Below are 24,925 nucleotides of genomic sequence, written 5' to 3' on the forward strand. Positions count from 1 at the left end.
ACCTCCTGTCAGTCGCGGCCAGCGGACGAGCCGAACAGGCCGCCGGGACGCAGGGTGAGGAAAAGGAAGAGCAGCAGCATCACGTAGATGTCGCGCTCGGTGACGCCGCGCAGCAGCAGGAACACGTTCTCCGCCGCGCCGACCAGAAGCCCGCCGATGATCGCGCCGGGGATCGAGCCAAGCCCGCCGATAACGACGGCGATCAGGCCCTTCACGGTCAGGCCCATGGCGATGATCGGGCTGATCACGCCCACCGCGGCGGCGGTCATCGCCCCGGCGATGCCGCCCAGGATGCCGGCGATGCCGAAGGTCAGCAGGTTGACGCGGGTTGGATCGATGCCGCACAGCGCGGCGGCGCGGGGCTGCTGAGACACGGCGCGCGTGGCCAGGCCCAGCGGCGTGCGGTAGAGCAGCCAGAACAGCACCGCCATCGCCACCACGCAGATGCCGAAGACGAACAGCAGGTCGCCGCGGATCCAGACGTCGCCCAGTTCGATGGTCGCGTCGCGGAAGACGGACGGATAGGGGAACGGCATGCCGTGGCTGGCATGGATCACCACCTCGTCGATGAACAGCAGCATGCCGACCGAGGCCAGCAGCGAGGCCATCGGGTAATGTGTGGGCGTGAAGCGGAAGCAGCAGTAATAGACCAGGATGCCGATCACGCCCGAGCCCAGTGCCGACAGCAGGAACACCAGCGGCGGCGGGGCGTCGAAGGCCAGCGAGGCGGCGACGCCGATATAGGTGCCGGCCAGCGCCGCGGCGCCGTAGGCCAGGTTCAGCTTGCGCATCACGCCGAAGATCAGGGTAAAGCCGATGCCGATCAGGGCGTAGGTGGTTCCGAACAGCAGCCCGTCCACGAGCGACTGCAGGAAGTCGATGATAAAGAAATAGTCCATGGATGGCTCGCCTTGGCTGTCCCGCGGCCATTCCCTGCGGAAGACCGGTTGCGGTTCGGGGTGTCAGGAAGGGGCGCGGCCTTGATCGGCCGCGCCCCGGTCTCGGCTTAGCTCGAAGGCTCGTGCAGCACTTCCCAGCCCTTGTCCTTCGCATGCACGAAGACGTAGGGCTTCACCGCCTCGCCGTCGGGCATCCGCTTGTTCTGGCCCAGCAGGCCGGGGGCCTCGGTCAGCTGCGCCAGGGCGTCGCGGATCTTGCGGCGGTCTTCCTCCAGCGATTCGGCCGTGCCCTCGATCCCGGCGGCGTTGATCACGTCGCGCAGGATGAACGCGTTCTCCCAGGCCGATGCACTGTGCAGGTCCATCTGCCCGCCCTTGGCGACGACCGCCTCGGCGGCCTCGATGGCCTCTTGGTTGACCGGCGCGAAGGAGGTCGGGATGGTCAGGCCCTGGGCCTCGGCAGCGCAGCCCGAGATGGTCTCGAGCGACGAGGACGAGGTCAGACCGACCAGCACCTCGGGCTCGATCTTCTGCCGCGCCATTTCGCGCAGCATGCCGCAGGTGGTGAACGGGTGGGCCGAGATCGCGACAACGTTCGGCTCGGCCCGGCGCATGCCGCGGGCCTGGTTCGAGAAGTTGGTATCGGACAGCAGCCACTGGGCCTCGCCGACCACCTCGAAGCCGTTGGCCTCGGCCGCCTTCTTCATCACTTCGTACCAGGTGAAGCGGGAATGGGCGAAGTCTTCCTCGACGCCGCCGTAGATGGTCTTCAGCTCGGGATGGGTCTGACGGATCCAGGCGAATAGGCTGTCGTACATCGTCGCCTCGGAGGGCGTGTTGCGGAACACCCATTCAGATATGCCGGCCAGGCCGCCCTTGATCGCCACGTCGGTGAAGACCGGGAACTGCAGCCCGGTGTCGCCGCCGTCGTCGACCTTCGCCTGCAGGATGCCGAACAGCGGTTCGGCCACGTTCGAGCAGGTCGGGCCGATGGCGACCAGCGCGTCGGTCGAGGCGATCCGGCGCAGGACCGAGATGCCTTCCTCGGCGTTGCAGCGGTCGTCATAATACTCGGTGACGATCTTCGCCTGCGAGCCGTCAGCCAGCGTCACGCCGCCTGCCTCGTTGATCTTTTCGAAAGCGGCCTGCATCGCCGCGCTCGAGTTCTGGCCGAAGATGCCGACGACGCCCGAGCTGGCGCCGAAGCCGACGATGCGGATGGTCTTGTCCTGCGCGGCGGCCGCGGTGGCCAGCGCCAAGGTCGAGACGCCCAGCAGTCCGGCGGCGAGAAGCGATTTCAGTTTCATGTGTTTTCTCCGTTGAGCTTTTCGGGACCGGTCCGGCGGAAGAAGCATCCTTCGGTGCCCAGCCCACGATCCGGCGCGTTGAAGATGCCGGAAAACGGTGCCGCTGGGGAAAGACGGAATTTCCATCCCAGCTATATGTTTTCTCTATATCGCCGCCAGGATCGGGCGACGAAAAGAACTAACACCGCGTACAGTTTGGAGAAAATTGGATTCCCGCCGACAGGCGTCACGCCGAGGATCTTGTGCTAGAAGGTCTTCCTATCGCCCATAGAGCCGCTTGGTATTTGTATCTTGTTCGGCTTTCGGTTCAGTTTGCGGCAAATCGAAACGCGGGATGGAGACAGGCACATGGCTGACCGTCTGAAGGACAAGGTGGTATTCTTTTCGGGCGCGGGCTCGATCGGGCCTGGCTGGGGCAACGGCAAGGCCGCCGCCGTGGCAATGGCGCGCGAGGGCGCGAAGATCTTCGCGCTGGACGTCAACGGCGACGCCGTCGAGGAAACCGCGAAGGTGATCCGCGAGGAAGGCGGCGCGGTGGAAACCACCACCTGCGACGTCTCCAAGGCCGACCAGGTCGAAGCGGCGGTCAAGAAGTGCATGGACGCCTTCGGCCGCATCGACGTGCTGGACAACAACGTCGGCATCATCGACCCGGGCGGCCCCGAGGAACTGAGCGAGGAACAGTGGGACCGGCTGATGGCGATCAACGTCAAGTCGATCTACCTGACCTGCCGGCACATCCTGCCGATCATGACCAAGCAGGGCGGCGGCTCGATCATCAACATCTCGTCGATCGCCTCGACCCATTCGCTGGGCTATAGCTGCATCAGCTACTCCGCCTCGAAGGGCGCGGTGAACGCGTTCACCCGTGACATCGCGCTCAATTACGGGCCGAAGGGCGTGCGCTGCAACACGATCCTGCCGGGCCTGATGAACACGCCGCTGATCCACAGGGGCAACGTCACCTCCGTCTACGGCTCGACCGAGGCGATGGTGAAGGCGCGCGACGCGCTGGTGCCGCTGAGCAAGATGGGCGACGGCTGGGACGTGGCCTGGGCCAGCGTGTTCCTGGCCTCGGACGAAGCCAAGCACATCACCGGCATCGAGCTGGTGGTCGATGGCGGCATCACGCTGAAGGTGAAATGACCATGAAGCTCTACGTCAACACCACCTCGCCCTTCGTCCGCCTGGTCCGTCTGGCCATCGAGGAAAAGGGCCTTTCCGACCGCGTCGAGCTGGAGATCGTCGACCCCTGGGCCGACCCCAAGGCGTTCCTCGCGGCCAACCCGGCGGGCCGGGTGCCCACGCTGATCACTGACGAGGGCCACGCCATCGCCGAGGCGCAGCTGATCCTGCGCTATCTCGACCAGATCGCGCAGCCTTCGGTGTTTCCCGCCGACGATCTTGCCGAGACGCTGGCCATCGCAGCCCCCGCCATCGGCGCGACCGAGGCCTCGACCGCGATTATCATTGGCCGCAAGTCCTTGCCGAACTTCGACACCGACATGGTCGGCTCGAAGCGGTTCCGCAGCATCGCCGAAGGGCTCAAGCGTCTGGACGGCAACCTGCCGCGCGACTTCGCCGACCGCCCGGACATCGCCAACTTCGCCGCGGTGACGCTGCTCGACTACGTCCTGTTCCGCTTCACCGACCGTGACTGGCTGAAGGACCTGCCCGCCTTGCGCGACTGGCGCGAGCGGCAGAAAGGCCATCCTTCCGTCGAAGCGACCATGCCCTACATCTGATCCGCGACCCGACCTTCCGGAGGCACCCATGTCCCACCAAGCAACCCTGTCCCGCACCGATCTGAAGGCACTCGATCACTGGATCGACGGCGCCTCGGCCAAACCCGCGGGCGGCAAGTACCTCGAAACCGCCAACCCGATGACCGGCCAGCCGCATATGCGCGTGGCCGCTGGCAGCGCCGAGGATGTCGAGAGCGCCGTCAAGGCTGCGGTCGAGGCCCGCGACGGCTGGCGCCGCTATGTCGCCGCCGAGCGTGGCCGCCTGATGCTGCGGCTCGCCCAGGCGATCCGCGACAACAAGGACAAGCTGGCCGAGATGGAGCGCACCGATTCGGGCAAGCCGATGGCGGGCGCCCTGGCCGAGATCGAAGGCAGCGCGCATTATTTCGAGTTCTACGGCAGCCTCGTCTACCTGCCCCAGGGTGATGTCATCGACGTCGCCCCCGACCAGCACGTCTTCACTAAGCGCGAGCCCTACGGCGTGATCGGCGTCATCACGCCGTGGAACCTACCGCTGAACCAGGCCGCGCGCGCCATCGCTCCCGCGCTGGTCGCCGGCAACGTGGTGGTGGCAAAACCGTCCGAGATCACCTCGCAGACCACCATCGAAATGGCGCGGCTGGCCAGCGAAGTCGGCTTTCCCAAGGGCGTCATCAACATCGTGCTGGGCACCGGGATCGACGTGGGCGAGGCCATCGTGCGCCATGACGAGGTGCGCAAGGTGGCCTTCACCGGCTCGGTCGGGGTTGGACGCGCCATCGGCAAGATTGCCGCCGAGCGCATTATCCCGCTGACGCTGGAGCTGGGCGGAAAATCCGCCAACATCGTCTTCGAGGACGCAGATCTCGACGTCGCCGCCGCCGAGGCCGTCAAGGGCTTCACCCTGAACGCCGGCCAGGTCTGCTCGGCCGGCACGCGCATCCTGGTGCAACGCTCGATCTACGAGGAATTCACGCAGAAACTCGCCGCCGAGACCGCCAAGATCAAGCCGGGCGAGAACCTCGGCCCGATCATCACGCCGGCGCAGTTCCAGCGCGTGCAGAGCTATTTCAAGGTGGCCGAAGAAGACGGCGCGCGGGTACTCGCGGGCGGCAAGGTGGCAAAGGTGAAGGGCCAGGAAGAGGGCTTCTACGTCGAACCCACCGTCTATGCCGATGTCGACAACGCCATGCGCATCGCCCAAGAGGAAGTCTTTGGACCGGTCGGCGTCGCGATCCCCTTCGACACCGAGGAGGACGCAATCCGCATCGCCAACGACAGCGACTACGGCCTGATCGGCACGCTCTGGTCGCGCGACATTTCCCGCGCGCTGCGGGTCGCTGACCGGATCGAGGCGGGGCAGATCTTCGTCAATATCTGGAACACGATGTCGGTCCAGACGCCCTTCGGTGGCCACAAGAATTCCGGCTACGGGCGCGAGAAGGGGATCGAGGCGATCCACCACTACTCGCACCTCAAGACCGTAACGGTTAAAATCTGACGCAATCGAATTGGCCGGACCCGCATGGGGGCCAGCCGCCGGATGAGGAGACCGTGCATGGCCTACGCAATCTTTGCCCCCGAACCCGGCGGCGCAAATGTTCTTCAGCGGCGCGACATCGAGCCGCCGACGCCCAAGTCGGGCGAGGTCCTGATCCGGCACACGGCCATCGGGGTGAACTATCTCGACATCTATTTCCGCACCGGGACCTATCCCTGGCCGGTCGAGCGGGACCTGATCCTGGGCTCGGAAGGCGCGGGCGTGGTCGAGGCGGTTGGCGAGGGCGTGGGCGGCTTCGCCAAGGGTAACCGCGTCGCCTATACCGTGGCCAATGGCGCCTATGCCTCGCACCGGATCGTCCCGGCGGCGATGCTGGTCCACCTGCCGGACGCCGTGACCGACGCGCAGGCGGCGGGCGCAATGCTGAAAGGGCTGACCGTCCACTACCTGATCCACCATTCCTATGCGGTGCAGTCTGGCGACACCGTGCTGGTCCATGCCGCCGCGGGCGGTGTCGGCCAGATCGCGGGGCAATGGCTGAAGGCCAGGGGGGTACGCGCCATCGGCACCGCAGGCGGGGCCGACAAATGCGCCCGCGCCAGGCAGAACGGCTATGCCGAGGTGATCGATTACAGCCAGGGCGACTGGGTGGAGGCGGTGAAATCCCTCACCGACGGCGCCGGCGTGGCCGCGGTCTATGACGGGGTCGGGCGCGATACGATCCTGGGCTCGGCGCAATGCTTGCGCCGCTTCGGCACGCTCGTCAGCTTTGGCCAGGCCTCGGGCGCGCCGGACCAGTTCCGCATCGCGCATCTGGCGCCGAATTCGCTGCGCCTGACCCGGCCGACGCTGTTCCACCACACCGCCTCGCGCGACTGGTACGCCAGCGCAGCCGCCGACCTCTTCGCCGCCATCGCCGACGGCAGCATCGTGATCGAGACCGGCACGCCGCAGCCGCTGGAGGAGGTGGCCGAAGTGCACCGATCGCTCGAATCGCGCAAGACCACCGGCTCGGTGATCCTTACGCCCTAGGCTGGACCCTCGGACCCAGGGAGAGCAGGCATGAACCTTGAAAGCGTTCCTCCGATCGCTGCCGCATCCGTCCCCTGCGGGGTCTTCGTCGACAATGCCTGGCGGCCCGCTGCTTCGGGCAAAACACTCGAGATGGTCGAGCCGGCGACCGGCGCTCCGTTCGCGCGCATCGCCGCCGGAGACGCGCGCGACGTCGACGCCGCGGTTCGCGCCGCGCGCCGCGCGCTGGAGGGCAGCTGGGGGCGGCTCGACGCCACAGAGCGAGGCCGCCTGCTGACCCGGCTGGGCGCGCTGATCGAAAACCAACGCGACACGCTCGCCGTGCTTGAGGCACGCGACACTGGCAAGCCCCTGAGCCAGGCGCGAACCGACATCGACGCCGCCGCGCGGTACTTCGAGTTCTACGGCGGCGCCGCCGACAAGGTCCTTGGCGCGACCATCCCCTATAGGCCCGGCAAGCTCGCCCTGACCGAGCGCGTGCCGCATGGCGTCACCGGGCACATCATCCCCTGGAACTACCCCGCCCAGATGTTTGGCCGCACGCTGGCGCCAGCGCTGGCCATGGGCAATGCCTGCGTATTGAAACCCGCCGAGGATGCCTGTCTGACCGTGTTGCACCTGGCTGAACTATCGCGCGAGGCCGGCTTTCCGCCCGGCGCGATAAACGTCGTGCCGGGACGCGGTGAGGTCGCCGGCGCGGCGTTGTCTGCGCATTCCGGCGTCGACTTCCTGTCCTTCACCGGCAGCCCCGAGGTTGGCACTCTGGTGCAGATCGCCGCCGCCCGTCGGCACGCGGGCTGCACGCTGGAGCTGGGCGGTAAGTCGCCGCAGATCGTCTTTGGCGATGCCGACCTCGACGCCGCGGTTCCGGTGATCATCGCCGCCATCGCGCAGAACGCCGGGCAGACTTGCTCGGCCGGATCGCGAGTCCTGGCCGAGGAAGGCATCGCCAAGGACCTTTCCGCGCGCCTCGCCGACGCCTTTGCCGCCCTGCGCGCCGGCCCGCCCGAGGCCGATCTCGATCTCGGCCCGGTCATCAACCCCACTCAGAAGCGTCGGGTCGAGCGGTTCTGCGGTCTCGCCGATGCAGCCGGGGTGCCGCTGATCGCCGAGGGCCGCATCGACCCCGGCGCCGTACCGCACGGCTGTTACGTCACGCCCCGCCTCTATGGCCCGGTACCGCGCGACCATCCGGTGGCGCAGCAGGAAATTTTCGGGCCCGTCCTGGCGCTGACGATCTTCGGGGATGAGGACGACGCCGTTTGCCTCGCCAACGGCACCGAGTACGGGCTGGTCGCGGGCGTCTGGTCGCGCGATGCTGCCCGCGCGGTCCGGGTGGCCCGCCGCATAGGCGCCGGCCAGGTTCACATCAACGGCTACGCCGCAGGCGGCGAGGTCGAGCTGCCTTTCGGCGGCATCAGGAAATCCGGTCATGGTCGCGAGAAGGGCCTTGCCGCGCTCGACGAGTTTTCAACAACCCTTACCCTGGTCCTCAACCACGCCTGAAACCGGAAGCACCGCCATGACACCGCAAACCGTCCCTGACGCCACCTTTCACACCCGCGTGCGCAACCCCGCCCTGGGCGGCGACAATCCGTTCGAATGGAAAGACGTCACCACCGCCGACGTCTTCTCGGGCAAACGGATCGTCGCCTTCGCTCTGCCCGGCGCCTTCACCCCGGCCTGCTCGGACAGCCACCTGCCGGGATACGAGCGGCTGCACGATGACTTTCTCGCGGCGGGCGTCGACCGTGTCGTCTGCCTGTCGGTCAACGACGCCTTCGTGATGTTTCAGTGGGCCCGCTCGCGGAACATCGAGAAGGTTCACATGCTGCCCGACGGCAATGGCGAGTTCACTCGCAAGATGGGCATGCTTGTCGACCGCTCGGCGCAGGGCATGGGTATGCGCAGCTGGCGCTATTCAATGCTGGTCGAGGACCTCGAGATCGTGAAGCTGTTCGCCGAGCCCGGCTTCCGTGACAACCCGCCAGGCGTTCCGCTTGAACATTCCGGGGCCGAGACGATGCTGGAATTTGTAAGGCCCCGAAGCTGATCCTGATGGTTTTGCGGTGCAGCAACCCTGGAACCGATAGGGCGGGGTGACCCGTCCGAATTTTTTGACCTTCGGTGCACTGGCGGGAGAACGTCTGCAAGAAAGAGAAAGCGGACCTCTGCCTCACGACCTTTAATGGCAGCTTCGTCCGCATTCTGCCAGTTCACGCGCGGCGCAGCGAATGGCGGCAAACTTGCTCGCACGGATTGGAACCTATCACCCAAAGACGAACGGAGAGGGGTAGGGCCGAGCTACAACATCGCGATTTAGGCGCAACATTTGTTGTAACTTGATCGAAAACGGGCTCGGACGAGCAATAAACGGGCCTGAAACATGCTCTGGCGGGACTGCCCAAGCTGCGATAAACGTCAGCAATGAAAAGAAAATCGCACAATATCGTACCTTGGCGTATGTCTTGCGCCCCTATGATGGATTGGACGGACCGGCATTGCCGGGTGTTTCATCGGGCGATGTCGTCGAAGGCGTTGCTTTACACGGAAATGGTGACGGCGCCCGCATTGGTGCGGGGCAGGGCGCGGCATCTGCTGGACTTCGATGGGGCCGAACATCCCGTCGCGCTGCAACTGGGGGGATCGGATCCGCAGGAATTGGCCCAGGCTGCGCGGATGGGGGCCGATCACGGGTACGACGAGATCAACCTGAACGTGGGCTGCCCGTCGGACCGGGTGCAGTCGGGATGTTTCGGCGCGGTCCTGATGGAACAACCCGCGTTGGTGGCCGACTGCTGTGCCGCGATGATCGGCGCTCAGCCAAAACCGGTCACAGTCAAGTGCCGGATCGGCGTGGACGATCAGGAACCCGCGGCGGTACTGCCCGATTTCCTTGCGCAAATTCGCGATGCCGGGGTGCGTCGCGTCGCGATCCACGCACGCAAGGCATGGCTTCAGGGGCTCAGCCCGAAAGAGAACCGCGATATCCCGCCGCTCGATTATCCGCTGGTCCACGCGATGAAAGCCGAATTCCCCGACCTGCACCTGTCGATCAATGGCGGGATCACCGATCTCGATCAGGTGGAAGCGCATCTGCGCGCTGGCCTCGACGGCGTCATGGTCGGACGCGCGGCCTATCACGATCCTGCGGCGATCCTGCTCGACGCAGATCGGCGCATATTCGGTCAGGATCGCGCACCCTTGTCGCGGGCCGAGGTCGTGGAAGCGATGCTGCCCTATATCGACCGGCACATTGCCGCAGGCGGCAAGCTGGGGCAGGTCACCCGGCATATGCTGGGTCTGTTCGCCGGGCAACCGGGTGCCCGGGCATGGCGGCGGATCCTGTCCGAAGGCGCGCACCGGCCCGGGGCGGGTCGCGGCCTGCTGCTCGATGCGCTGGACGCGACCCAGGCCGCCGCTGCGTGAGCGATACGGAGGATCGCGGCTGGCGGTTCTTCGCGCCCGATGCGGCCCTGCGGCGCTGGGGCAATGCTGCCTTGGGGCCCGCCAAGGCGGCCCTCGATGCATCCGGCGACTGGCGCTGTGGCGGCACGTGGTGTCCCGGCGTCGACGCTTTGCCCAATACAGTCGATGGCGCCATCGCGGGCGTCCCGCTGGAGGGCGCCGCGATCCGCGCCACCGGGTGGACAGGGCCGTGGCATCGCGCGCAGCTTTCATGCTGCCTGCCGGGCTATCCGTTGCAGGACGCGGACGAGAGCGACGCGCAACACCGCTACCGCATCCGCCGCGACAGCGCCCATCTGGACGGGCTGCTGCCCTTCGGACCGCGGCGCCGCCGGATGCTGCGCGAGCCCCATGCCTTCGTTCTGGGCATCGGGCTGGCAGGGCAGGGACCCGGTGCCGCACCCTTGGTGGTGTGGGAGGGCAGCCAGCATATTCTTGGCCCGGCCCTCAGCGCCGTGCTGCGTCGGCACGACCCGGCCACATGGTCCGACGTCGATCTGACGGATCTCTACCAGGCCACTCGTCGCGAGATTTTCGACCGCTGCACCCGCGTCGAGGTGCCGCTGACCGAAGGCGGTGCCGTCCTGCTGCATCGCCACCTGCTGCACGGCATCTCGCCCTGGCGCTCGGATCAGGCCGCGCCACGCACCATCGCTTATTTCCGGCCGCTTCTTGACGACATCGCCGACTGGGCTGCCTGAGGCCGTAACCGCGACCCGCTGGCACTGGCCATTTGCGGGCGGGGCGTCTATTTCGCGTCTGAACAGTCGACAGGCAAGGCGCGCGATGACCGATACGACCCACTATTCCGATGCGATTTCGTCGATCGAAGAAATCATCGACGACGCGCGCAACGGGCGCATGTTCATATTGGTCGACCACGAGGATCGCGAAAACGAGGGCGACCTGGTCATCCCCGCGCAGATGGCCACGCCGGATGCGATCAACTTCATGGCGACCCACGGGCGCGGGTTGATCTGCCTGAGCCTGACCGGCGAGCGGTGCGATGCGCTGGGGCTGCAACTGATGGCGTCGCACAATTCGTCGCGGCACGAGACCAACTTCACCATCTCGATCGAGGCGCGCGAGGGCGTCAGCACCGGCATCTCGGCCCACGACCGCGCCCGCACCGTGTCCGTGGCGATCGACAGCGCCGCGACCGGGGCCGACATCGCCACGCCCGGCCACGTCTTCCCGCTGCGCGCCCGCAAGGGTGGCGTGCTGGTGCGGGCGGGCCATACCGAGGCGGGCGTCGACATTTCGCGGCTGGCGGGCCTGAACCCGTCGAGCGTGATCTGCGAGATCATGAACGACGACGGCTCGATGGCGCGTCTGCCCGACCTCGTGGCGTTTGCTCAGCGGCACGGGCTGAAGATCGGCACCATCAGCGACCTGATCGCCTATCGCCGTCGCAACGACAACCTGGTGCGGATGCAGGACGAGCGGACCATCACGTCCGAATTCGGCGGCGAATGGAAGATGCGGATCTACACCGACGAAACCCACGGCGCCGAGCATATCGTGCTGGTCAAGGGCGACGTGACCAGCGACGAGCCGGTGCTGGTGCGGATGCACGCGATGGACCCGATGCTGGACGTGGTGGGCACCGGCGGCAAGGGCCGCGCACGCGAATTCGGCGACGCGATGAAGCTGATCGCCGAGGAAGGCCGCGGCGTGCTGGTTCTTCTGCGTGATGTGACCATGAAGATCGCGGCCCATGACGACGTGTCGCCCCAGACGCTGCGGCAATACGGGCTGGGCGCGCAGATCCTCAGCTCGCTGGGGTTGCACAAGCTGGTGCTGCTGACCAATTCCCCCAGACCGAAGGTCGTTGGGCTGGAAGCCTACGGACTTGAAATCACGGACACCCGCAAAATATCGGAGATCGGCTGATGTCAGGCGCATCCCACCATACCCCCGAAATGCCATCCTTCGATAAGCCGGTAAAACTGCTGATCGTGGTGGCACCTTACTACAAGGACATCGCCGATGACCTGGTGGCCGGTGCCAAGGCGCAGATCGAAGCTGTCGGCGGCACCTGGGAGCTGGTCGAAGTGCCCGGCGCGCTGGAGGTTCCGACCGCGATCCGTATCGCGCAGCGCACCAGCAATTTCGACGGCTTCGTGGCGCTCGGCTGCGTCATCCGGGGCGAGACGACCCATTACGACACGGTCTGCAACGACAGCAGCCGCGCGCTGACGCTTCTGGGCCTCGATGGCTGCTGCATCGGCAACGGCATCCTGACGGTCGAGACCCACGAACAGGCCGTCGTGCGCGCGGGCGATCAGAATAAGGGCGGGGGGGCCGCCGCCGCCGCGCTGCACCTCGTGGCCCTGTCGCGCAAATGGTCCGGCGCGGGCAAGGGGATCGGCTTCCGCCCCTACGGCGAAGACACGCTGCTGGCATGAGCGACAAGCGGCAAATGAAGGCTGCGGCCCGGCTTTATGCCGTGCAGGCGCTGTTCCAGATGGAGCATTCGAGCCTTTCCATCGACCGTGTCCGGGTGGAATTCGAAGACCATCGCTTCGGCGCCATCTACGACGAAGGCGAGATGGCCGAAGCCGACGTGGACCTCTTCCGCCGGATCCTGGAAGACGCGGTGAACGAGCAGGCGAAGATCGACCAGATGACCGACCGCGCGCTGGTCGCCAAATGGCCCATCGACCGGATCGATCCGACCCTGCGCGCCACCTTCCGCGCCGCCGGGGCCGAGCTGGTGGCCAGGAAGGCGCCGCCCAAGGTGGTTATCAGCGAATATGTCGACGTGGCGAAGGCCTTCTTCCCAGAGGGACGCGAGCCGAAATTCGTGAACGCCGTCCTCGACCACATGGCGCGCGAGGCGCGACCGGACGCCTTCGCATGAGTCGCCGCAGCCGCGATCCGCTGGCGACGTTCAACGAACGCGTGAAGATGACGGCGATGTTCATCAATACCGTCGCTCTGGGCATCGTTGGCTTCGCCGTTTTGCGGCCTTTGACCGAATCTTTGGCAAATTGGTCGGCAAAAACCACGTGGTGGTTGATGGCGGGGCTGGTTTTGCACGCGTTTGCGCACTATATTCTTAGATACCTGCATAAGGAGGACGCGACATGACCTTCTACGAGTTCAGCCTGCCGCTTGTTTTCATCGGCCTTGCCTGGATTGGCGTGCAATATATTCGCTACGAGGAACGCAAGCTCGACCGCAAGCTGGCCGAGCAGCGCAACCATCCGTCCAAGTAGTCACTCGGCGACCGGCTCGATCATTCCGTAGTCCCGCAATTCGTCGGGCAGCAGGATATATATCTCGTTTGGCGGCGTCAGCAGCGCAGGCTGCATGATCCGCGGATCAATCCCCATCTCGACCAGATACTCCATCACCTGACCCTGTCCGCGCTGGATGTCTTCGACAGCCATGAAGGCGGGCTGCACGCTGCTTTGGCCGAAGTAATGCTGGTGCACGCCGACCGACGCGGCCTCGTCTATCTCGCGCGTCGCGCCACCCGCCAGAAGATAGGGGCAGGCGGACAGGCAGACGTCGCCTTCGGCCAGGGCGGTGGCGATGCCTTCGTCGCGAAGAAAACGCCCCAAGTCGAGCGCGTCCAGCACCGATCCACCCGGCGAGTGCAGATAGACGCGGCGGGGCGCGTCGGCGTCCTCAAATCGTTCCGCCAGCTTCTCGGCCACCCGCGCGCCGTCTCCGGCGGCGATCCGGCCCACCAGCCGCAGCGCATCGGATCCACCGATGCTGACATCGCTTAGCACCAGGCGCGCGGGCATGTCGCCGGTGGGCGGGAAGGGGGCACCAGGGGCACCCGGGCCGAGGTCGCGCGGGCGATACCGGCGCGTCTGGTCGCCGGGCGCGACCGGCTGGTCGAGCCGGGGCGCCGAAGGTCCCAGCCGCAGCCCTTGCCAAGCGGGCGCGGCATCGCCAGCCACCAGCAGCACGCCCAGCCCGATCTGCACGCCCAGGATGATCTTCAGAATCGCGCTTGGGGACAGGCTCATTCCGCGGGCTCGCGCAGGGGTGTCGGCCGCGAAAGGGGCGGCTCGGGCGGAAGCTCGCCCTCGACCTCGCGCAGGGCGTGGACGGCGGCGCGCAGTTCCGCCAGGGTCAGGCTGTCTTCGATCGGCACGCGATCGCGGCTGTCGCGGATCGCTGCTTGCGTGACCGCAAGGATCAGGACGAGTACGGCGGGCAGAAGATCGATGGCGATGGCGCCCGCCCAGCTGGGCACGAAATTCCCGGCGTAACGGATCACCGCATCCGCCGCGGAAATCGGCGTGTAGGACACGTCTGTCGGCAGCGCCATCGACGCGACCGCCGCGGCCGCATCGTCCAGCGTGGCCGCGCGCTGGCCCAGAACGTCCAGCACCGAGCTGATCGTGGCCTGCTGGCCCGCCGCCGTGGTCGCATCGGTGTTGAGCGTGGGCAGCACCACCGACGCGGCCAGGTCCTGAGCCGCGCGGCTGACCAGCGGCGCCACCGACAGCTGCCGCAACTGGGTGATCAGGCCCGCCAGGCGCACCGCTTCTTCGCTGAACTCGACGCTGCGCGCCTCGACGGGCCCCGGCTCGACCGTCAGCGCGCGCATCCGGCTGAGGATCGCGTTGCCCTCGGCGAAGCTTTGCTCGACCGCCGGTCCCTGCGCGGCGATCTGCGCCTCGAGCGATTGCAGCTCTTCGGCCTTCTGGCGCAAAACGCGGAAGACCGCGCCACGCCCGGCGATGCCGGACAGATCACCCGTCGCCTCCTGTTCGCTGAGATCCTGGAAGGATTGGCGCACGCGGGCCACGTCCCGTTCCAGCGCCTGCGCCGCGACGGCGACGGTGTGGGCGCGTTCCAGCGCCCCTTGGTAGTCCTGCACCGTGCGCGCCAGGTGCTGCTCGACAGCCGCCGACCCGGCCAGGGCAGCCGCGTTCAGCCAGGACGACATGGCGATGATCGCCAGCGATCCCAACACCATCGCCCCGGTCAGCCCCAGCCGTGCGCGGGCCGTGCGCATGGCGGGCAGCAGGCGCAGAAGGTAGGTCCAGAAGACGAAGATGCCGACGCTGACGGCGATGGAATAGGCCAGCGCGGCAAAGACGGACAGCGCGCCCTCGTTGTCCAGAAGCGAGCGGACGCCCAGGTAAGTGTAGATCCCCGATGCCGCCGACAGCACCCCCAGCGCGGTGCCGGACAAGGTGTCGAGCACGCCAAGATGGCCTTCCAGTTCGCGGACGTGATGGGGATTGGGGGATTGATCCGACATTGCCAGCGCTCCGGTTTGCACGAAGGGCGATTATGGCGACGCGAGGTGCGAAAGCCAAATCACCGCAATGTCAGAATATCGGCGGGACCACCACGACCGTAAGGGTACGTAATTCCCGAGAACCTGTATACACAGGTGGGCGCCAGGTAGTCGAACCACGGTCCGGCCAGAGCCAGCTCCCTCGGAATTATTTAAGGCCACCGGAATTTGACCCCGGCACGAGAAGGGCAGTACCCGCCTGTTGATGCAGATAAGCCGCCCCCCGCCGGGCGGCAAGGGGACATTTCGTCTTGATTTACGTTTACCTTATGTTCACATTTGACAGATGCCCGACGATTTCCTTTCCACCGACGTGACCGGCCCGGTCCTGAAGCCCGGCCAGCTTCTGGCGCGCGGCGTCTGCCGCCATCTGGCCAGCCACGGCTTCGCCTGCGTCGAGGAACTCGTGCCCAGCCCTGGCCTGCGCGTGGACGTCATGGCGCTGGGGCCGCGGGACGAGATCTGGGTGGTCGAATGCAAGTCCAGCCGCGCCGATTTCACGTCCGACGGCAAGTGGCAGGGGTATCTTGAGTGGTGCGACCGCTATTTCTGGGCGGTGGACGAGGCCTTTCCCACCGATCTGCTGCCCGACGAGACGGGCCTGATCATCGCCGACGCCTACGACGCCGAAATCCTGTCCATCGGGCCCGAAACCAAGCTCGCCCCCGCGCGGCGCAAGGTGATAATGCGCAAATTCGCCTTCCACGCGGCGCGCCGGTTGCACTGTCTGCGCGATCCGGGCCTGTCACTGGCCTTCTAGCGCGCCTTGCCGCCCATCTGTCGCGCGCGGGCGGCGGCGGCGCGGATTTCTTCGGCGATCTCATCGGCCTCTTCGGGCTCGAAATCCATCGGCACCTCGACCCCGCCATCGGCCTCGATATAAAGGCGCACCATGCCCGCATCGGTGGGCCCGATCTGCAGGTTCGCACTGGTGTCGGACGGATCGTTGATACCCATGACGTGGCCTTTCGCTGACTGCGGCTCGTGGTAACCTGGCGCAAGCGAAGGGGCAAGCGCGGTGAAGTTCGGCATATCGCAGATCCAGGGGTCGGACCGCGATTGGGTGATCGACGCCCATGCGGACCATTATGCGCGGGTCGAGCGGTTCGACGGGACCTTCCCGATCGCGGTCGCGGCGGCCTTCGATGCCTGCCTGGCGGCGCCCGAAGGCATCGGCTGGATCGCGCGAACGGACGGTCGGCGCTGCGGCTCGCTGCTGTTGACGCCGCTGGGCCGCGACGCGCTGCAGATCCGGCTGTTCCTAGTGGTCGAAGACGCGCGCGGCCGGGGGCTCGGGCGCCGTCTGCTGACCACCGCCCGCGACGAAGGACGGGCGCGGGGTGCGCGTCGCCTGACCGTTGCCACCTTCGCCGAACACAGGGACGCCTGCGCGCTCTACTCCGCGTTTGGCTTCACCTTAGACAGCAGAGCGCCTGCCCGTGCGTTTGGGCGGGATCTGACGCTTCAGACCTGGTCCTATCCTCTTGCAATCGCGGAATCGGATCGTTAGGAACCAGCCCGAGTGCCGCCGTAGCTCAGTTGGTTAGAGCGCCTGATTGTGGATCAGGAGGTCCCCCGTTCGAGCCGGGGCGGTGGTACCATATCCTCGACTTCGACGTTGCGCCGAGGCTGCCGAGCTCGATAGGCATATTTCCAACGGTGAAGGCCTAATCGGCGTCGATTCGGATGCGCTGGCGCAGCGTCGTGCCGTCGGGATCATAGATCAGGATTTCGTCGGCGTCGGTGACGACCGCCAACCAGCCCGCGCCGCGGGTGAAGGCGGTGGGCGTCGTGCCGTCGGGCAGGGTGATCCGCTCGGGCAGGGGCGGCGTGGAGCTGGGAAAGCGGGTCACGAACAGCGTCACCAGCGTCACCAGTCCCACAAGCATGGTTGCGGTCAGCGCGATCACCAGCCATTTCAAAAGCGTTAGCGCCCCCTCGGGGGGTGGAGGAGTGTCATCCATGCCTGCCAGCCTTGTCACCGTGATCCTTGGCGACGATCCGCCGCCGCGCCTTGATAAGGCCTTGGCCCGCGACGTGCCAGAGGACGCGCATCTCAGCCGCTCGCGCCTTGCGAAACTGATCGAGGCTGGCGCAGTCAGCCGGGGCGGCGTCGTCCTGGACAGCCCGAAGGTCAAGGTGGCCGCGGGCGACACGCTTGTCGTCGAAGTGCCGCAGGAAGCCGACAGCCACATGGCGCCCGAACCGATGGGGCTGGCGATCGTGTACGAGGACGACGATCTTGCCGTGGTCGATAAGCCAGCGGGACTGGTCGTCCACCCCGCACCCGGCACACCGTCCGGCACGCTGGTGAACGGCCTGCTGGCACATTTCGGCGACGATCTGTCTGGTGTGGGCGGCGCGAAGCGACCCGGCATCGTCCACCGCATCGACAAGGACACCAGCGGCCTGCTGGTCGTGGCGAAGTCCGACCGGGCGCACCACGGACTGGCCGCGCAATTCGCCACCCACAGCGTCGAGCGTCAGTACCTGGCAATCTGCCACGGGGTGCCCGACCCGGCCGATCCGCGGCTGCGCGGCACGCCCGGCATCAGCGTCGAGCCTGGCGGGACCGTCAAGATCACCACCGGACTTGCGCGCCACCGCACCGACCGCCAGCGCCAGGCGGTGACGTTCCAGGGCGGCCGTCACGCGATCACCCGCATCCAGGTTCAACGCGTCCTTGGCGAGGCGGCGGCGCTTGTGTCGTGTCGTCTCGAGACCGGTCGCACGCATCAGATTCGCGTTCACATGCGTCACGCAGGCCATGGGTTGATCGGCGATCCGGTCTACGGCGGCGGGCGCAAGATATCTCCGAAGCTGCCCGGTGCGCAGCTGGCGATGGATTTCCCCCGACAGGCGCTGCACGCCGCGACTTTGGGCTTCCTGCATCCGGCCTCGGGCGAGAAAATGAAATTTTCCAGCGATTTGCCGAGCGATCTTGCAGCGCTCGTCGCCGCGCTGTCGGGCTGAAACACATCGCACGATGCCGCGAGACATGGAAAGTTGACTGGACCCGTGCCCGGGCGCGGGCGTTTGTTGGATGAATGAAGGGGCGACAGGTTCGCGCTTTACCCCTTGAACTAAACCGATCGGTTTACCATTTATTTAACAACAGGGCGCATAGCGCCTGCAGGAGGGACCAGAGGACATGGCGACTTACGCAAATCTACCGGCACCGTCCCCCGAACAGGGATTGAACCGTTACCTTCAGGAAATCCGGCGTTTTCCGATGCTGGAACCGGAGGAAGAATTCATGCTGGCCAAGCGCTGGGTGGATCACGAAGACACCGAAGCGGCCCACAAGATGGTCACGTCGCACCTGCGGCTCGCGGCCAAGATCGCCATGGGCTACCGCGGCTACGGGCTGCCCCAGGCCGAGGTTATCTCGGAAGCGAATGTCGGCCTCATGCAGGCCGTGAAGCGGTTCGACCCCGACAAGGGTTTCCGTTTAGCGACCTATGCCATGTGGTGGATCCGGGCGTCGATCCAGGAATATATCCTGCGGTCCTGGAGCTTGGTGAAGCTCGGCACGACCAGCGCGCAGAAGAAGCTGTTTTTCAACCTGCGCAAGGCCAAGAACCGCATCGGCGCGCTCGAGGACGGCGATATGCGTCCCGAAAACGTGCAACGGATCGCCACCGACCTGGGCGTGACCGAGGCGGAAGTCGTCTCGATGAACCGGCGGATGTCGGGCGGCGACGCGTCGCTGAACGCGACGATCAGCGCGGATGGCGAAGGGTCGGCCCAATGGCAGGACTGGCTTGAGGACGAAGATGCGGACCAGGCTTCGGATTACGCCGAGAAGGACGAACTGCAGATCCGCCGCACCCTGCTGACCAAAGCGATGGATGTTCTGAATGACCGCGAGAAGGATATCCTGACCCAGCGCCGCTTGCAGGATCAGCCGATCACGCTGGAAGAGTTGAGCGGACAATACAACGTCAGCCGCGAACGGATCCGCCAGATCGAGGTGCGCGCCTTCGAAAAACTGCAAGAGCGCATGACCGAGCTTGCGGCCGAAAAGGGCATGCTTGAAGACGCCTGATCGTCGGGACGAGACGACGACAGGCCGGGCCCCTCGGGGGTCCGGCCTTTTTGCTGGGCGGGGACACGGACTGCCGTTAGCCTGTGCGCAATGGCACTTGGGGGCTGGGCATGGGCGACATCTTGAATTTCGGTATTCTGGGCGCATCGAGCTTCGCGCTCGACCAGATGGCGCCGGCGATCCACATGGCGCGCGGGGCGCGACTGGCGGGACTGGCGACCCGTTCGCCCGGGAAGGCGGCCCCGTTTCGCGATATCGCCCCGGACCTTGCGGTATTCGACAGCTACGATGCCTTGCTCGCATCCGACGCGATAGACGCGGTCTATATCCCGCTTCCCAATCACCTGCATCTGGACTGGAGCTTGAAGGCAATGGCGGCTGGCAGACACGTGCTCTGCGAAAAGCCGATGGCCCCGTCGGCAGAGGATTACGCGCCATTGATCGCCGCGCGGGACGCATCGGGACGGCTTGCCGCAGAAGCCTACATGATCGTGCATCACCCCCAATGGCGCATGGTCCGGGATCTGCTGGCCGACGGCACGATCGGTGATCTGCGGCACGTGAACGCGCTGTTTTGCTACAACAACGAGGACGAGCCCGAGAATATCCGCAACCAGCGGGGTATGGGCGGCGGGGGCTTGCGCGATATCGGGGTCTATACCTTTGGCTGCACCCGTTTCGCCACGGGGCAAGAGCCGTTGCGGCTGAGCGCGCGGCTGCAGACCGAACGTGATTACGACACCTATGCCCGCATCGACGCAGAGTTTCCCGGCTTCGGGTATCAGGCAATGGTTTCCATGCGCATGGCGCGGCATCAGTCCGTCAGCTTTCACGGCAGCGCCGGGACGATCCTGCTGAACGCGCCCTTCAACGGCGGCGCATACGACCAGGCCGAAATCACCATCGAGCCTTCGGGGACCGAGCGGCGCGTGATCCGCTTCCCGGAGGTCAATCAATACGTCTTGCAGGTGGAAGCGTTCTGCCGCTCGGCTTCTACCGGTGAGCCCTATGATTGGCCGTTGGAGCAGGCGCGCGGCACCCAGGCCATGATCGACGCGGCCCTGAAGGGCGATCAGACTGCGACCAGCTGAATATCATCGGGGCTCAGCCCGTCGCCGCCATTGACGATCGCGACCGCGGCGCCGCCGAAGATTACGGTGACGCCGCTGCCGTCCTCGAGTGGCGTCAGCGTGACCTCGCCGGGATCTGTCCCGGCCTCGTATTCGATGCTCAGCACATCTTCGCCCAGGGTGAAATCGGTGATCCGCGGGGGTCCACTTTCAATGGCGGGATCCTGGGCCTGCTGGGCCACGTATTCGTCCACGACAAAGGCGTCCACGCCCGCGCCGCCCGTGGCCACGTCGTCGCTTCCAAGGATCAGCCTGTCGTCGCCGTCGCCGCCGTCCAGCGTGTCGTCCAGATCGATATCGACCGTGCGCGAGCGCGTGGTGTCATCGTAAAGACCGTTCAGCGTGTCGTTGCCCGCGCCGCCCAGCAGCGTGTCGCTGCCTTCGCCGCCGTTCAGGATATCGGCGCCGTCGCCGCCATCCAGCAGGTCCTGATCCTTGCCGCCCGACAGGGTGTCGTCGCCCGCGCCCCCGGTTAGGCTGTCGTCGCCGGACTCGCCTAAGGCGCGGTCGTTGCCCGCATCGCCCGCGATGGTGTCGTCGCCGAAGCCGCCCAACCCGGTGTCATCGCCGTCGCCCAGGCTCACCAGATCATCGCCCACCCGCGCCAGCACGCTGTCATCGCCCGCACCGGCCGCGATGGTGTCGTCGAAGATCGTGGCATCCAGCGTATCGTCGCCGCCCAGAAGCTGGAAATTCCCCGGCGCATCATCGTCGGCAAGGATGTCGTCCGGCCCCTCGGTCCCGAAGATATCCCGGATCGGGGGCGTGGTCTGGGGCGTATCGGCGACACTGTCATCCTCGTCGTCATCGGACGACGAGAACAGATCGCCGATATCCAGAAAGCTCGAGCCGAAGACGGCCGCGAACAGCGCGGCATTGCCCACGAAAAGCGGATCGAACAACATTTTGGTGCCCTTGTTTCGAATACTCAGACAGTTTTATCCGAAACAAGGTTTACAGACCCTTTATGGCACGAAAGGGACCGGAATTCAGTCTTCCATGGACTCCAATTCGTCGATCATGGCTTCGATCATCGACAAGCCCTTCTGCCAGAACGCCGGGTCCGTCGCGTCCAGCCCGAACGGCTTCAGAAGCTCCGAATGATGCTTCGAGCCGCCGGCTTTCAGCATGTCGAAATACTTGTCCTGGAAGTCCGGCGTCCCGTCCCGATAGGCCGCGTAAAGCGCGTTCACCAGCCCGTCGCCGAAGGCATAGGCATAGACGTAGAACGGCGAGTGGACGAAATGGGGAATGTAGCTCCAGAAGGTTTGGTAGTCGTCCATGAAATCGAACGCGGGCCCCAGGCTTTCGGCCTGCACGCTCATCCACAGCGCGTTGATGGCATCGGGCGTCAACTCGCCGTTGCGGCGGGCGGCGTGCAGCTTGCATTCGAAATCGTAGAACGCGATTTGCCGGACGACCGTGTTGATCATGTCCTCGACCTTGCCCGCCAGCAGAACCTTGCGCTCGGCCTGGTCCTTCGCACCCGCCAGCAGCTTCTGGAAGGTCAGCATCTCGCCGAAGACCGATGCGGTTTCGGCCAGCGTCAGCGGGGTCGAGGCCAGCATTTCGCCCTGGGCGGCGGCCAGGCGTTGGTGCACGCCATGGCCCAGTTCATGGGCCAGCGTCATCACATCGCGCGGTTTGCCAAGGTAGTTCAGCATGACGTAAGGATGCACATCCGTCACCGTGGGGTGCGCGAAGGCCCCGGGCGCTTTGCCGGGGGTTACGGCCGCGTCGATCCAGCCCTTGTCGAAGAACGGCTCAGCCAGCTCCGCCAGCTGCGGTGAGAAGTCGCCGTAAGCATCCATCACCATGCCGCGCGCGGCGGGCCAGTCGATCACCCGGTCGCTGTCCATGGGAAGTGGCGCGTTGCGGTCCCAGACCTGCATCCGGTCGAGCCCAAGCCACTTGCGCTTCAGCTCGTAGTAGCGGTGCGACAGGCGCGGGTAGGCGTCGACGACCGCGTTGCGCAGCGCCTCGACCACCTCGGGCTCAACGTCGTTGGACAGGTGACGCCCGGTCTGTGGAGTGGGCATCTTGCGCCAGCGATCCTCGACCTCCTTCTCTTTGACCAGCGTATTATGAACGCGCGCGAAGGTTTTGACGTTGCTGGCAAAAACCTCGCCCAGCGCGCGGGCCGCGGCTTCACGCCGGTCACGATCGCGGTCGGTCAGCAGGTTCAGCGTGGCCTCGATGCCCAGCGGTTCGCCGTCGACGTCGAAGGTCAGTCCGGCGATGGTCTCGTCGAAGAGCTTGTTCCACGCGGTCGCGCCCACCACCGACTGGTCGTGCAGAAACTGTTCCAACTCGTCGCTCAACTGGTAGGGCCGCATGGCGCGCAGCCGGTCGAAGACGGGCTTGTAGCGCGCGATCTGGTCATTGGCCGCGAAGACCGCGTCGAGCTGGTCGTCGGGGATGCGGTTGATTTCGAGGCTGAAGAACACTAGCGGCGTCGTGAAGCCGGTGATCTTGTCCTGGCAATCGCTCAGGAACGCCGCGCGCTCGGCGTCGGTGGTCTGCTGGTAATAGCGCAGCCCCGCGAAGGACATGATGCGCCCGCCGATGCCTTCGATCTTCTCGTACCGCGCGATGCATTCCAGCCAGCCATCGGCGTTCAGGTCGGCAAGCTTGCCTTGGTAATCGGCAGCGAAATCTGCGCAAGCGCCCTCGAGCCAGGCCATGTCGCGGGTCAGCTCCGGCGCGTCGGTGGCGGTGTAAAGATCCGTCAGATCCCACTCGGGCAGATCGCCCAGATCTTTGCCCTTGGCGGGTGCGGCGGCATCGAAGACGGGGCGGGGGAAGAACATGCAGGGCTCCTGGCGAATTGGCGTCCGGTCAGACATATGGGCTCGGGGCACGGGGCGAAAGGGGTTCGCTTGCACCGGGCGGCCAAGGCGGTTGGCGTCGAAGCACCCGCCGGTCAGCCGTAGGCCGCCAACATATCCTTCAGGTCGGCAAGCGTGTTGGCTTCCGAGAGCGGCTTGTCCTGGCGCCATCGGCTCATCCGCGGGAAGCGCAGTGCGACGCCGGACTTGTGGCGGGGGCTTTCCTGGATGCCTTCGAAGGCGATTTCGAACACGTGCTCGGGACGAACCTGGCGCACGGGGCCGTAACGCTCCAGCGTGTTCTTGCGCACCCAAGCGGTGATCTTGCGGAACTCGGCGTCGGTCAGACCCGAATACGCCTTGGTAAACGGCACCAATGCATCGCCGTCCCACACCGCGAAGGTGAAATCGGTGAACAGGTTGGCGCGCCGCCCGTGGCCTTGCTGGGCATAGATCATCACCGCGTCGATGGTCAGCGGATCGACCTTCCACTTCCACCAGTCGCCTTTCTTGCGCCCGTCGCGGTAGGGGCTGTCGCGCCGCTTCAGCATGATCCCTTCGCTGGCGTGATCCCGCGACGCGTCGCGCGCCTCTGCGAGCTGCTCCCAGTCGTCGAAGCGAACCAGGGGCGACACGCGCATGGGCATGGCATCCGGCACGGACTTGGCGATTTGTTCCAGCAGATCGCGGCGCTCGGCGAAGGGGCGCGCGCGGATGTCGGTGCCCTGCCATTCCAGCAGGTCATAGGCGTAAAGGATCACCGGCGCCTCGGTCAGCAGCTTCTTCGGCACAGTCTTGCGCCCGATCCGCTTTTGCAGCGCGTTGAAGGGCAGGGGGCGCTCGTCCCGCCAGGCCAGGACCTCGCCGTCGATCACGGTGCCGGGCGGGACGTGGTCGATCAGGCGCGCGAGCTCGGGGAAACGATCGGTCATCAGCTCTTCGCCGCGCGACCACAGGTAATGGTTGGCACCCCGCAGGATCAGCTGGCCGCGGATGCCGTCCCACTTGCGCTCGGCGGCCCAGTCGGCGGGTGGCGTCTCCAGCGTTTCGGGTCCCCCGTCGAGCTGGTAGGCTAGGTAGAATGGATAGGGTTTCGACAGGTCCGCTTCGGGATCGTGGGTCAGGATCAGGGACTCGAAACTGGTCGTGTCGGGATGCCAGTCGCCCATCAGCCGGTGCGCCAGGTCCGGCTCGTCGATGCCGGTGGCGCGGCTCAGGGCGCGGGTCATCAGCTTCTGGCTGACCCCCATGCGAAAGCCGCCGGTGATCAGCTTGTTGAAGACGAATCGCTCGGTCTTGGGCAGTTGGTCCCAGATATCCAGGATGCGCGCGCGCTTTTCGTCGTCTTCAAGGCCCGCCAGGGCGCGGATCTCGTCGATCCAGTGGGTCAGGGTTTGGTCCGTGTCGCGCGCCGCGTCCGGCAGGATCAGCGCGATGGTCTCGGCCAGGTCGCCCACGATGGGGTAGCATTCCTCGAAGAGCCACAGCGGCAGCCCGGCGCGGTCGGCCGCCCATTCGCGCAGCCGGGTGGCGATGACGGTCCGTTTCGGACGCCGCCCCGACAGAAGGGCGATGGTCCAGAGCTTGTCGTGTTCCGGCGCTTCGGCGAAATAGCTGGCCAGCGCGTCGACCTTCAGCGTGGTCTTCGTCGTCTGGTCGAGCGCGGTGAAGAGGGCAGCGAACCGTTTCACGTCCGGCACCCTATTTTTCGGCGAA

General features: G+C 65.9%; 27 protein-coding genes, 1 tRNA gene and 1 other RNA gene. 19 read left to right on the forward strand and 10 right to left on the reverse strand.

Going from position 1 to position 24,925, the window contains the following annotated elements; all coding sequences use genetic code 11:
- Positions 1–8: 8 nt before the first annotated feature.
- Together ILP92_RS04725 and ILP92_RS04730 are read right to left on the reverse strand one after the other, a co-directional pair.
- Positions 9–899 (reverse strand): branched-chain amino acid ABC transporter permease, encoded by an 891-nt coding sequence (locus ILP92_RS04725; RefSeq protein ID WP_198915207.1) that lies wholly within the window; start codon positions 897–899, stop codon positions 9–11.
- 107 nt (positions 900–1,006) lie between these two features.
- Positions 1,007–2,206, reverse strand: coding sequence for an ABC transporter substrate-binding protein (locus ILP92_RS04730; protein WP_198915208.1), 1,200 nt, complete (start codon positions 2,204–2,206; stop codon positions 1,007–1,009).
- Positions 2,207–2,554: 348 nt separating this feature from the next.
- Here ILP92_RS04730 and ILP92_RS04735 point away from each other — a divergent pair, with 348 nt between their 5' ends.
- The 13 genes from ILP92_RS04735 (at position 2,555) to ILP92_RS18680 (ending at position 13,152) form a co-directional block, all read left to right on the forward strand.
- Positions 2,555–3,352, forward strand: a complete 798-nt coding sequence (locus tag ILP92_RS04735; protein WP_198915209.1) for an SDR family NAD(P)-dependent oxidoreductase — start codon at positions 2,555–2,557, stop codon at positions 3,350–3,352.
- Between the two features lie 2 nt (positions 3,353–3,354).
- On the forward strand, positions 3,355–3,951 hold the full coding sequence (locus tag ILP92_RS04740; RefSeq protein ID WP_198915210.1) for a glutathione S-transferase family protein: 597 nt from the start codon (positions 3,355–3,357) through the stop codon (positions 3,949–3,951).
- A gap of 28 nt (positions 3,952–3,979) precedes the next feature.
- Positions 3,980–5,431 (forward strand): aldehyde dehydrogenase family protein, encoded by a 1,452-nt coding sequence (locus ILP92_RS04745; RefSeq protein ID WP_198915211.1) that lies wholly within the window; start codon positions 3,980–3,982, stop codon positions 5,429–5,431.
- 57 nt (positions 5,432–5,488) lie between these two features.
- On the forward strand, positions 5,489–6,463 hold the full coding sequence (locus ILP92_RS04750) for a quinone oxidoreductase family protein (protein WP_198915212.1): 975 nt from the start codon (positions 5,489–5,491) through the stop codon (positions 6,461–6,463).
- Positions 6,464–6,493: 30 nt separating this feature from the next.
- Positions 6,494–7,969 (forward strand): aldehyde dehydrogenase family protein, encoded by a 1,476-nt coding sequence (locus ILP92_RS04755; protein ID WP_198915213.1) that lies wholly within the window; start codon positions 6,494–6,496, stop codon positions 7,967–7,969.
- Between the two features lie 16 nt (positions 7,970–7,985).
- Complete coding sequence (locus ILP92_RS04760) at positions 7,986–8,516, forward strand: peroxiredoxin (RefSeq protein WP_198915214.1); 531 nt, start codon at positions 7,986–7,988, stop codon at positions 8,514–8,516.
- Between the two features lie 374 nt (positions 8,517–8,890).
- On the forward strand, positions 8,891–9,892 hold the full coding sequence (dusA, locus tag ILP92_RS04765) for a tRNA dihydrouridine(20/20a) synthase DusA (protein WP_198915215.1): 1,002 nt from the start codon (positions 8,891–8,893) through the stop codon (positions 9,890–9,892).
- Positions 9,889–10,632 (forward strand): hypothetical protein, encoded by a 744-nt coding sequence (locus ILP92_RS04770; RefSeq protein WP_198915216.1) that lies wholly within the window; start codon positions 9,889–9,891, stop codon positions 10,630–10,632. Before dusA ends, ILP92_RS04770 begins: the two co-directional genes overlap by 4 nt.
- 85 nt (positions 10,633–10,717) lie before the next feature.
- Positions 10,718–11,824 (forward strand): 3,4-dihydroxy-2-butanone-4-phosphate synthase, encoded by a 1,107-nt coding sequence (gene ribB / locus ILP92_RS04775; protein WP_198915217.1) that lies wholly within the window; start codon positions 10,718–10,720, stop codon positions 11,822–11,824.
- On the forward strand, positions 11,824–12,339 hold the full coding sequence (locus tag ILP92_RS04780) for a 6,7-dimethyl-8-ribityllumazine synthase (RefSeq protein WP_198915218.1): 516 nt from the start codon (positions 11,824–11,826) through the stop codon (positions 12,337–12,339). Before ribB ends, ILP92_RS04780 begins: the two co-directional genes overlap by 1 nt.
- Positions 12,336–12,794 (forward strand): transcription antitermination factor NusB, encoded by a 459-nt coding sequence (gene nusB, locus ILP92_RS04785; protein ID WP_198915219.1) that lies wholly within the window; start codon positions 12,336–12,338, stop codon positions 12,792–12,794. The genes ILP92_RS04780 and nusB overlap by 4 nt, the downstream gene beginning before the upstream one ends.
- Complete coding sequence (locus ILP92_RS04790; protein WP_198915220.1) at positions 12,791–13,024, forward strand: hypothetical protein; 234 nt, start codon at positions 12,791–12,793, stop codon at positions 13,022–13,024. The genes nusB and ILP92_RS04790 overlap by 4 nt, the downstream gene beginning before the upstream one ends.
- Entirely contained in the window at positions 13,021–13,152 is a 132-nt protein-coding gene (locus ILP92_RS18680; protein WP_268968486.1) for a hypothetical protein, read from the forward strand. The genes ILP92_RS04790 and ILP92_RS18680 overlap by 4 nt, the downstream gene beginning before the upstream one ends.
- On the opposite strand, the gene ILP92_RS04795 is transcribed toward ILP92_RS18680, so the two are convergent.
- The 3 genes from ILP92_RS04795 to ssrS form a co-directional block, all read right to left on the reverse strand.
- The gene (locus ILP92_RS04795) at positions 13,153–13,917 is read right to left on the reverse strand and encodes a COG3904 family protein (RefSeq protein WP_198915221.1); all 765 of its coding nucleotides are present in this window, start codon (positions 13,915–13,917) and stop codon (positions 13,153–13,155) included.
- Positions 13,914–15,164: an AAA family ATPase gene (locus ILP92_RS04800; RefSeq protein WP_198915222.1), complete on the reverse strand. Its 1,251-nt coding sequence runs from the start codon at positions 15,162–15,164 to the stop codon at positions 13,914–13,916. Before ILP92_RS04800 ends, ILP92_RS04795 begins: the two co-directional genes overlap by 4 nt.
- An 80-nt stretch (positions 15,165–15,244) precedes the next feature.
- Positions 15,245–15,401, reverse strand: a non-coding RNA gene (gene ssrS / locus ILP92_RS04805) — 6S RNA.
- Between the two features lie 88 nt (positions 15,402–15,489).
- Here ssrS and ILP92_RS04810 point away from each other — a divergent pair.
- Positions 15,490–15,963: an MmcB family DNA repair protein gene (locus ILP92_RS04810; protein ID WP_198915223.1), complete on the forward strand. Its 474-nt coding sequence runs from the start codon at positions 15,490–15,492 to the stop codon at positions 15,961–15,963.
- On the opposite strand, the gene ILP92_RS04815 is transcribed toward ILP92_RS04810, so the two are convergent.
- Complete coding sequence (locus ILP92_RS04815) at positions 15,960–16,160, reverse strand: DUF6324 family protein (protein WP_198915224.1); 201 nt, start codon at positions 16,158–16,160, stop codon at positions 15,960–15,962. The genes ILP92_RS04810 and ILP92_RS04815 overlap by 4 nt on opposite strands.
- Before the next feature lie 61 nt (positions 16,161–16,221).
- Between ILP92_RS04815 and ILP92_RS04820 the strand changes: the two genes are divergently transcribed.
- The gene (locus ILP92_RS04820; protein ID WP_198915225.1) at positions 16,222–16,713 is read left to right on the forward strand and encodes a GNAT family N-acetyltransferase; all 492 of its coding nucleotides are present in this window, start codon (positions 16,222–16,224) and stop codon (positions 16,711–16,713) included.
- A 14-nt stretch (positions 16,714–16,727) separates the two neighbouring features.
- Positions 16,728–16,804: transfer RNA gene (locus tag ILP92_RS04825), tRNA-His, on the forward strand.
- Between the two features lie 66 nt (positions 16,805–16,870).
- Here the strand turns inward: ILP92_RS04825 and ILP92_RS04830 are convergent.
- On the reverse strand, positions 16,871–17,167 hold the full coding sequence (locus ILP92_RS04830; RefSeq protein ID WP_198915226.1) for a DUF6476 family protein: 297 nt from the start codon (positions 17,165–17,167) through the stop codon (positions 16,871–16,873).
- Here ILP92_RS04830 and ILP92_RS04835 point away from each other — a divergent pair.
- The 3 genes from ILP92_RS04835 to ILP92_RS04845 all read left to right on the forward strand — a co-directional run bounded on the left by ILP92_RS04835 (position 17,166) and on the right by ILP92_RS04845 (position 20,342).
- A complete protein-coding gene (locus ILP92_RS04835) occupies positions 17,166–18,176 on the forward strand; it encodes an RluA family pseudouridine synthase (protein WP_198915227.1) in 1,011 nt (336 codons plus the stop codon). The two genes, ILP92_RS04830 and ILP92_RS04835, sit on opposite strands and share 2 nt — an antisense overlap.
- 178 nt (positions 18,177–18,354) lie before the next feature.
- The gene (rpoH, locus tag ILP92_RS04840) at positions 18,355–19,251 is read left to right on the forward strand and encodes an RNA polymerase sigma factor RpoH (RefSeq protein WP_198915228.1); all 897 of its coding nucleotides are present in this window, start codon (positions 18,355–18,357) and stop codon (positions 19,249–19,251) included.
- A gap of 110 nt (positions 19,252–19,361) precedes the next feature.
- The gene (locus ILP92_RS04845; protein WP_198915229.1) at positions 19,362–20,342 is read left to right on the forward strand and encodes a Gfo/Idh/MocA family protein; all 981 of its coding nucleotides are present in this window, start codon (positions 19,362–19,364) and stop codon (positions 20,340–20,342) included.
- Here the strand turns inward: ILP92_RS04845 and ILP92_RS04850 are convergent.
- From ILP92_RS04850 to ILP92_RS04860, 3 genes are all read right to left on the reverse strand, one after another.
- Positions 20,324–21,286 carry a calcium-binding protein gene (locus ILP92_RS04850; protein ID WP_198915230.1) on the reverse strand — a complete coding sequence of 321 codons (963 nt, stop codon included), beginning with the start codon at positions 21,284–21,286 and terminating at the stop codon, positions 20,324–20,326. The two genes, ILP92_RS04845 and ILP92_RS04850, sit on opposite strands and share 19 nt — an antisense overlap.
- 84 nt (positions 21,287–21,370) lie before the next feature.
- The gene (locus tag ILP92_RS04855; RefSeq protein ID WP_198915231.1) at positions 21,371–23,191 is read right to left on the reverse strand and encodes a M3 family oligoendopeptidase; all 1,821 of its coding nucleotides are present in this window, start codon (positions 23,189–23,191) and stop codon (positions 21,371–21,373) included.
- A gap of 113 nt (positions 23,192–23,304) precedes the next feature.
- Complete coding sequence (locus ILP92_RS04860; RefSeq protein WP_198915232.1) at positions 23,305–24,900, reverse strand: ATP-dependent DNA ligase; 1,596 nt, start codon at positions 24,898–24,900, stop codon at positions 23,305–23,307.
- Positions 24,901–24,925 lie beyond the last annotated feature (25 nt).

The organism is Palleronia pontilimi, assembly GCF_016412875.1.
Taxonomy (GTDB): Bacteria; Pseudomonadota; Alphaproteobacteria; order Rhodobacterales; family Rhodobacteraceae; genus Palleronia; species Palleronia pontilimi.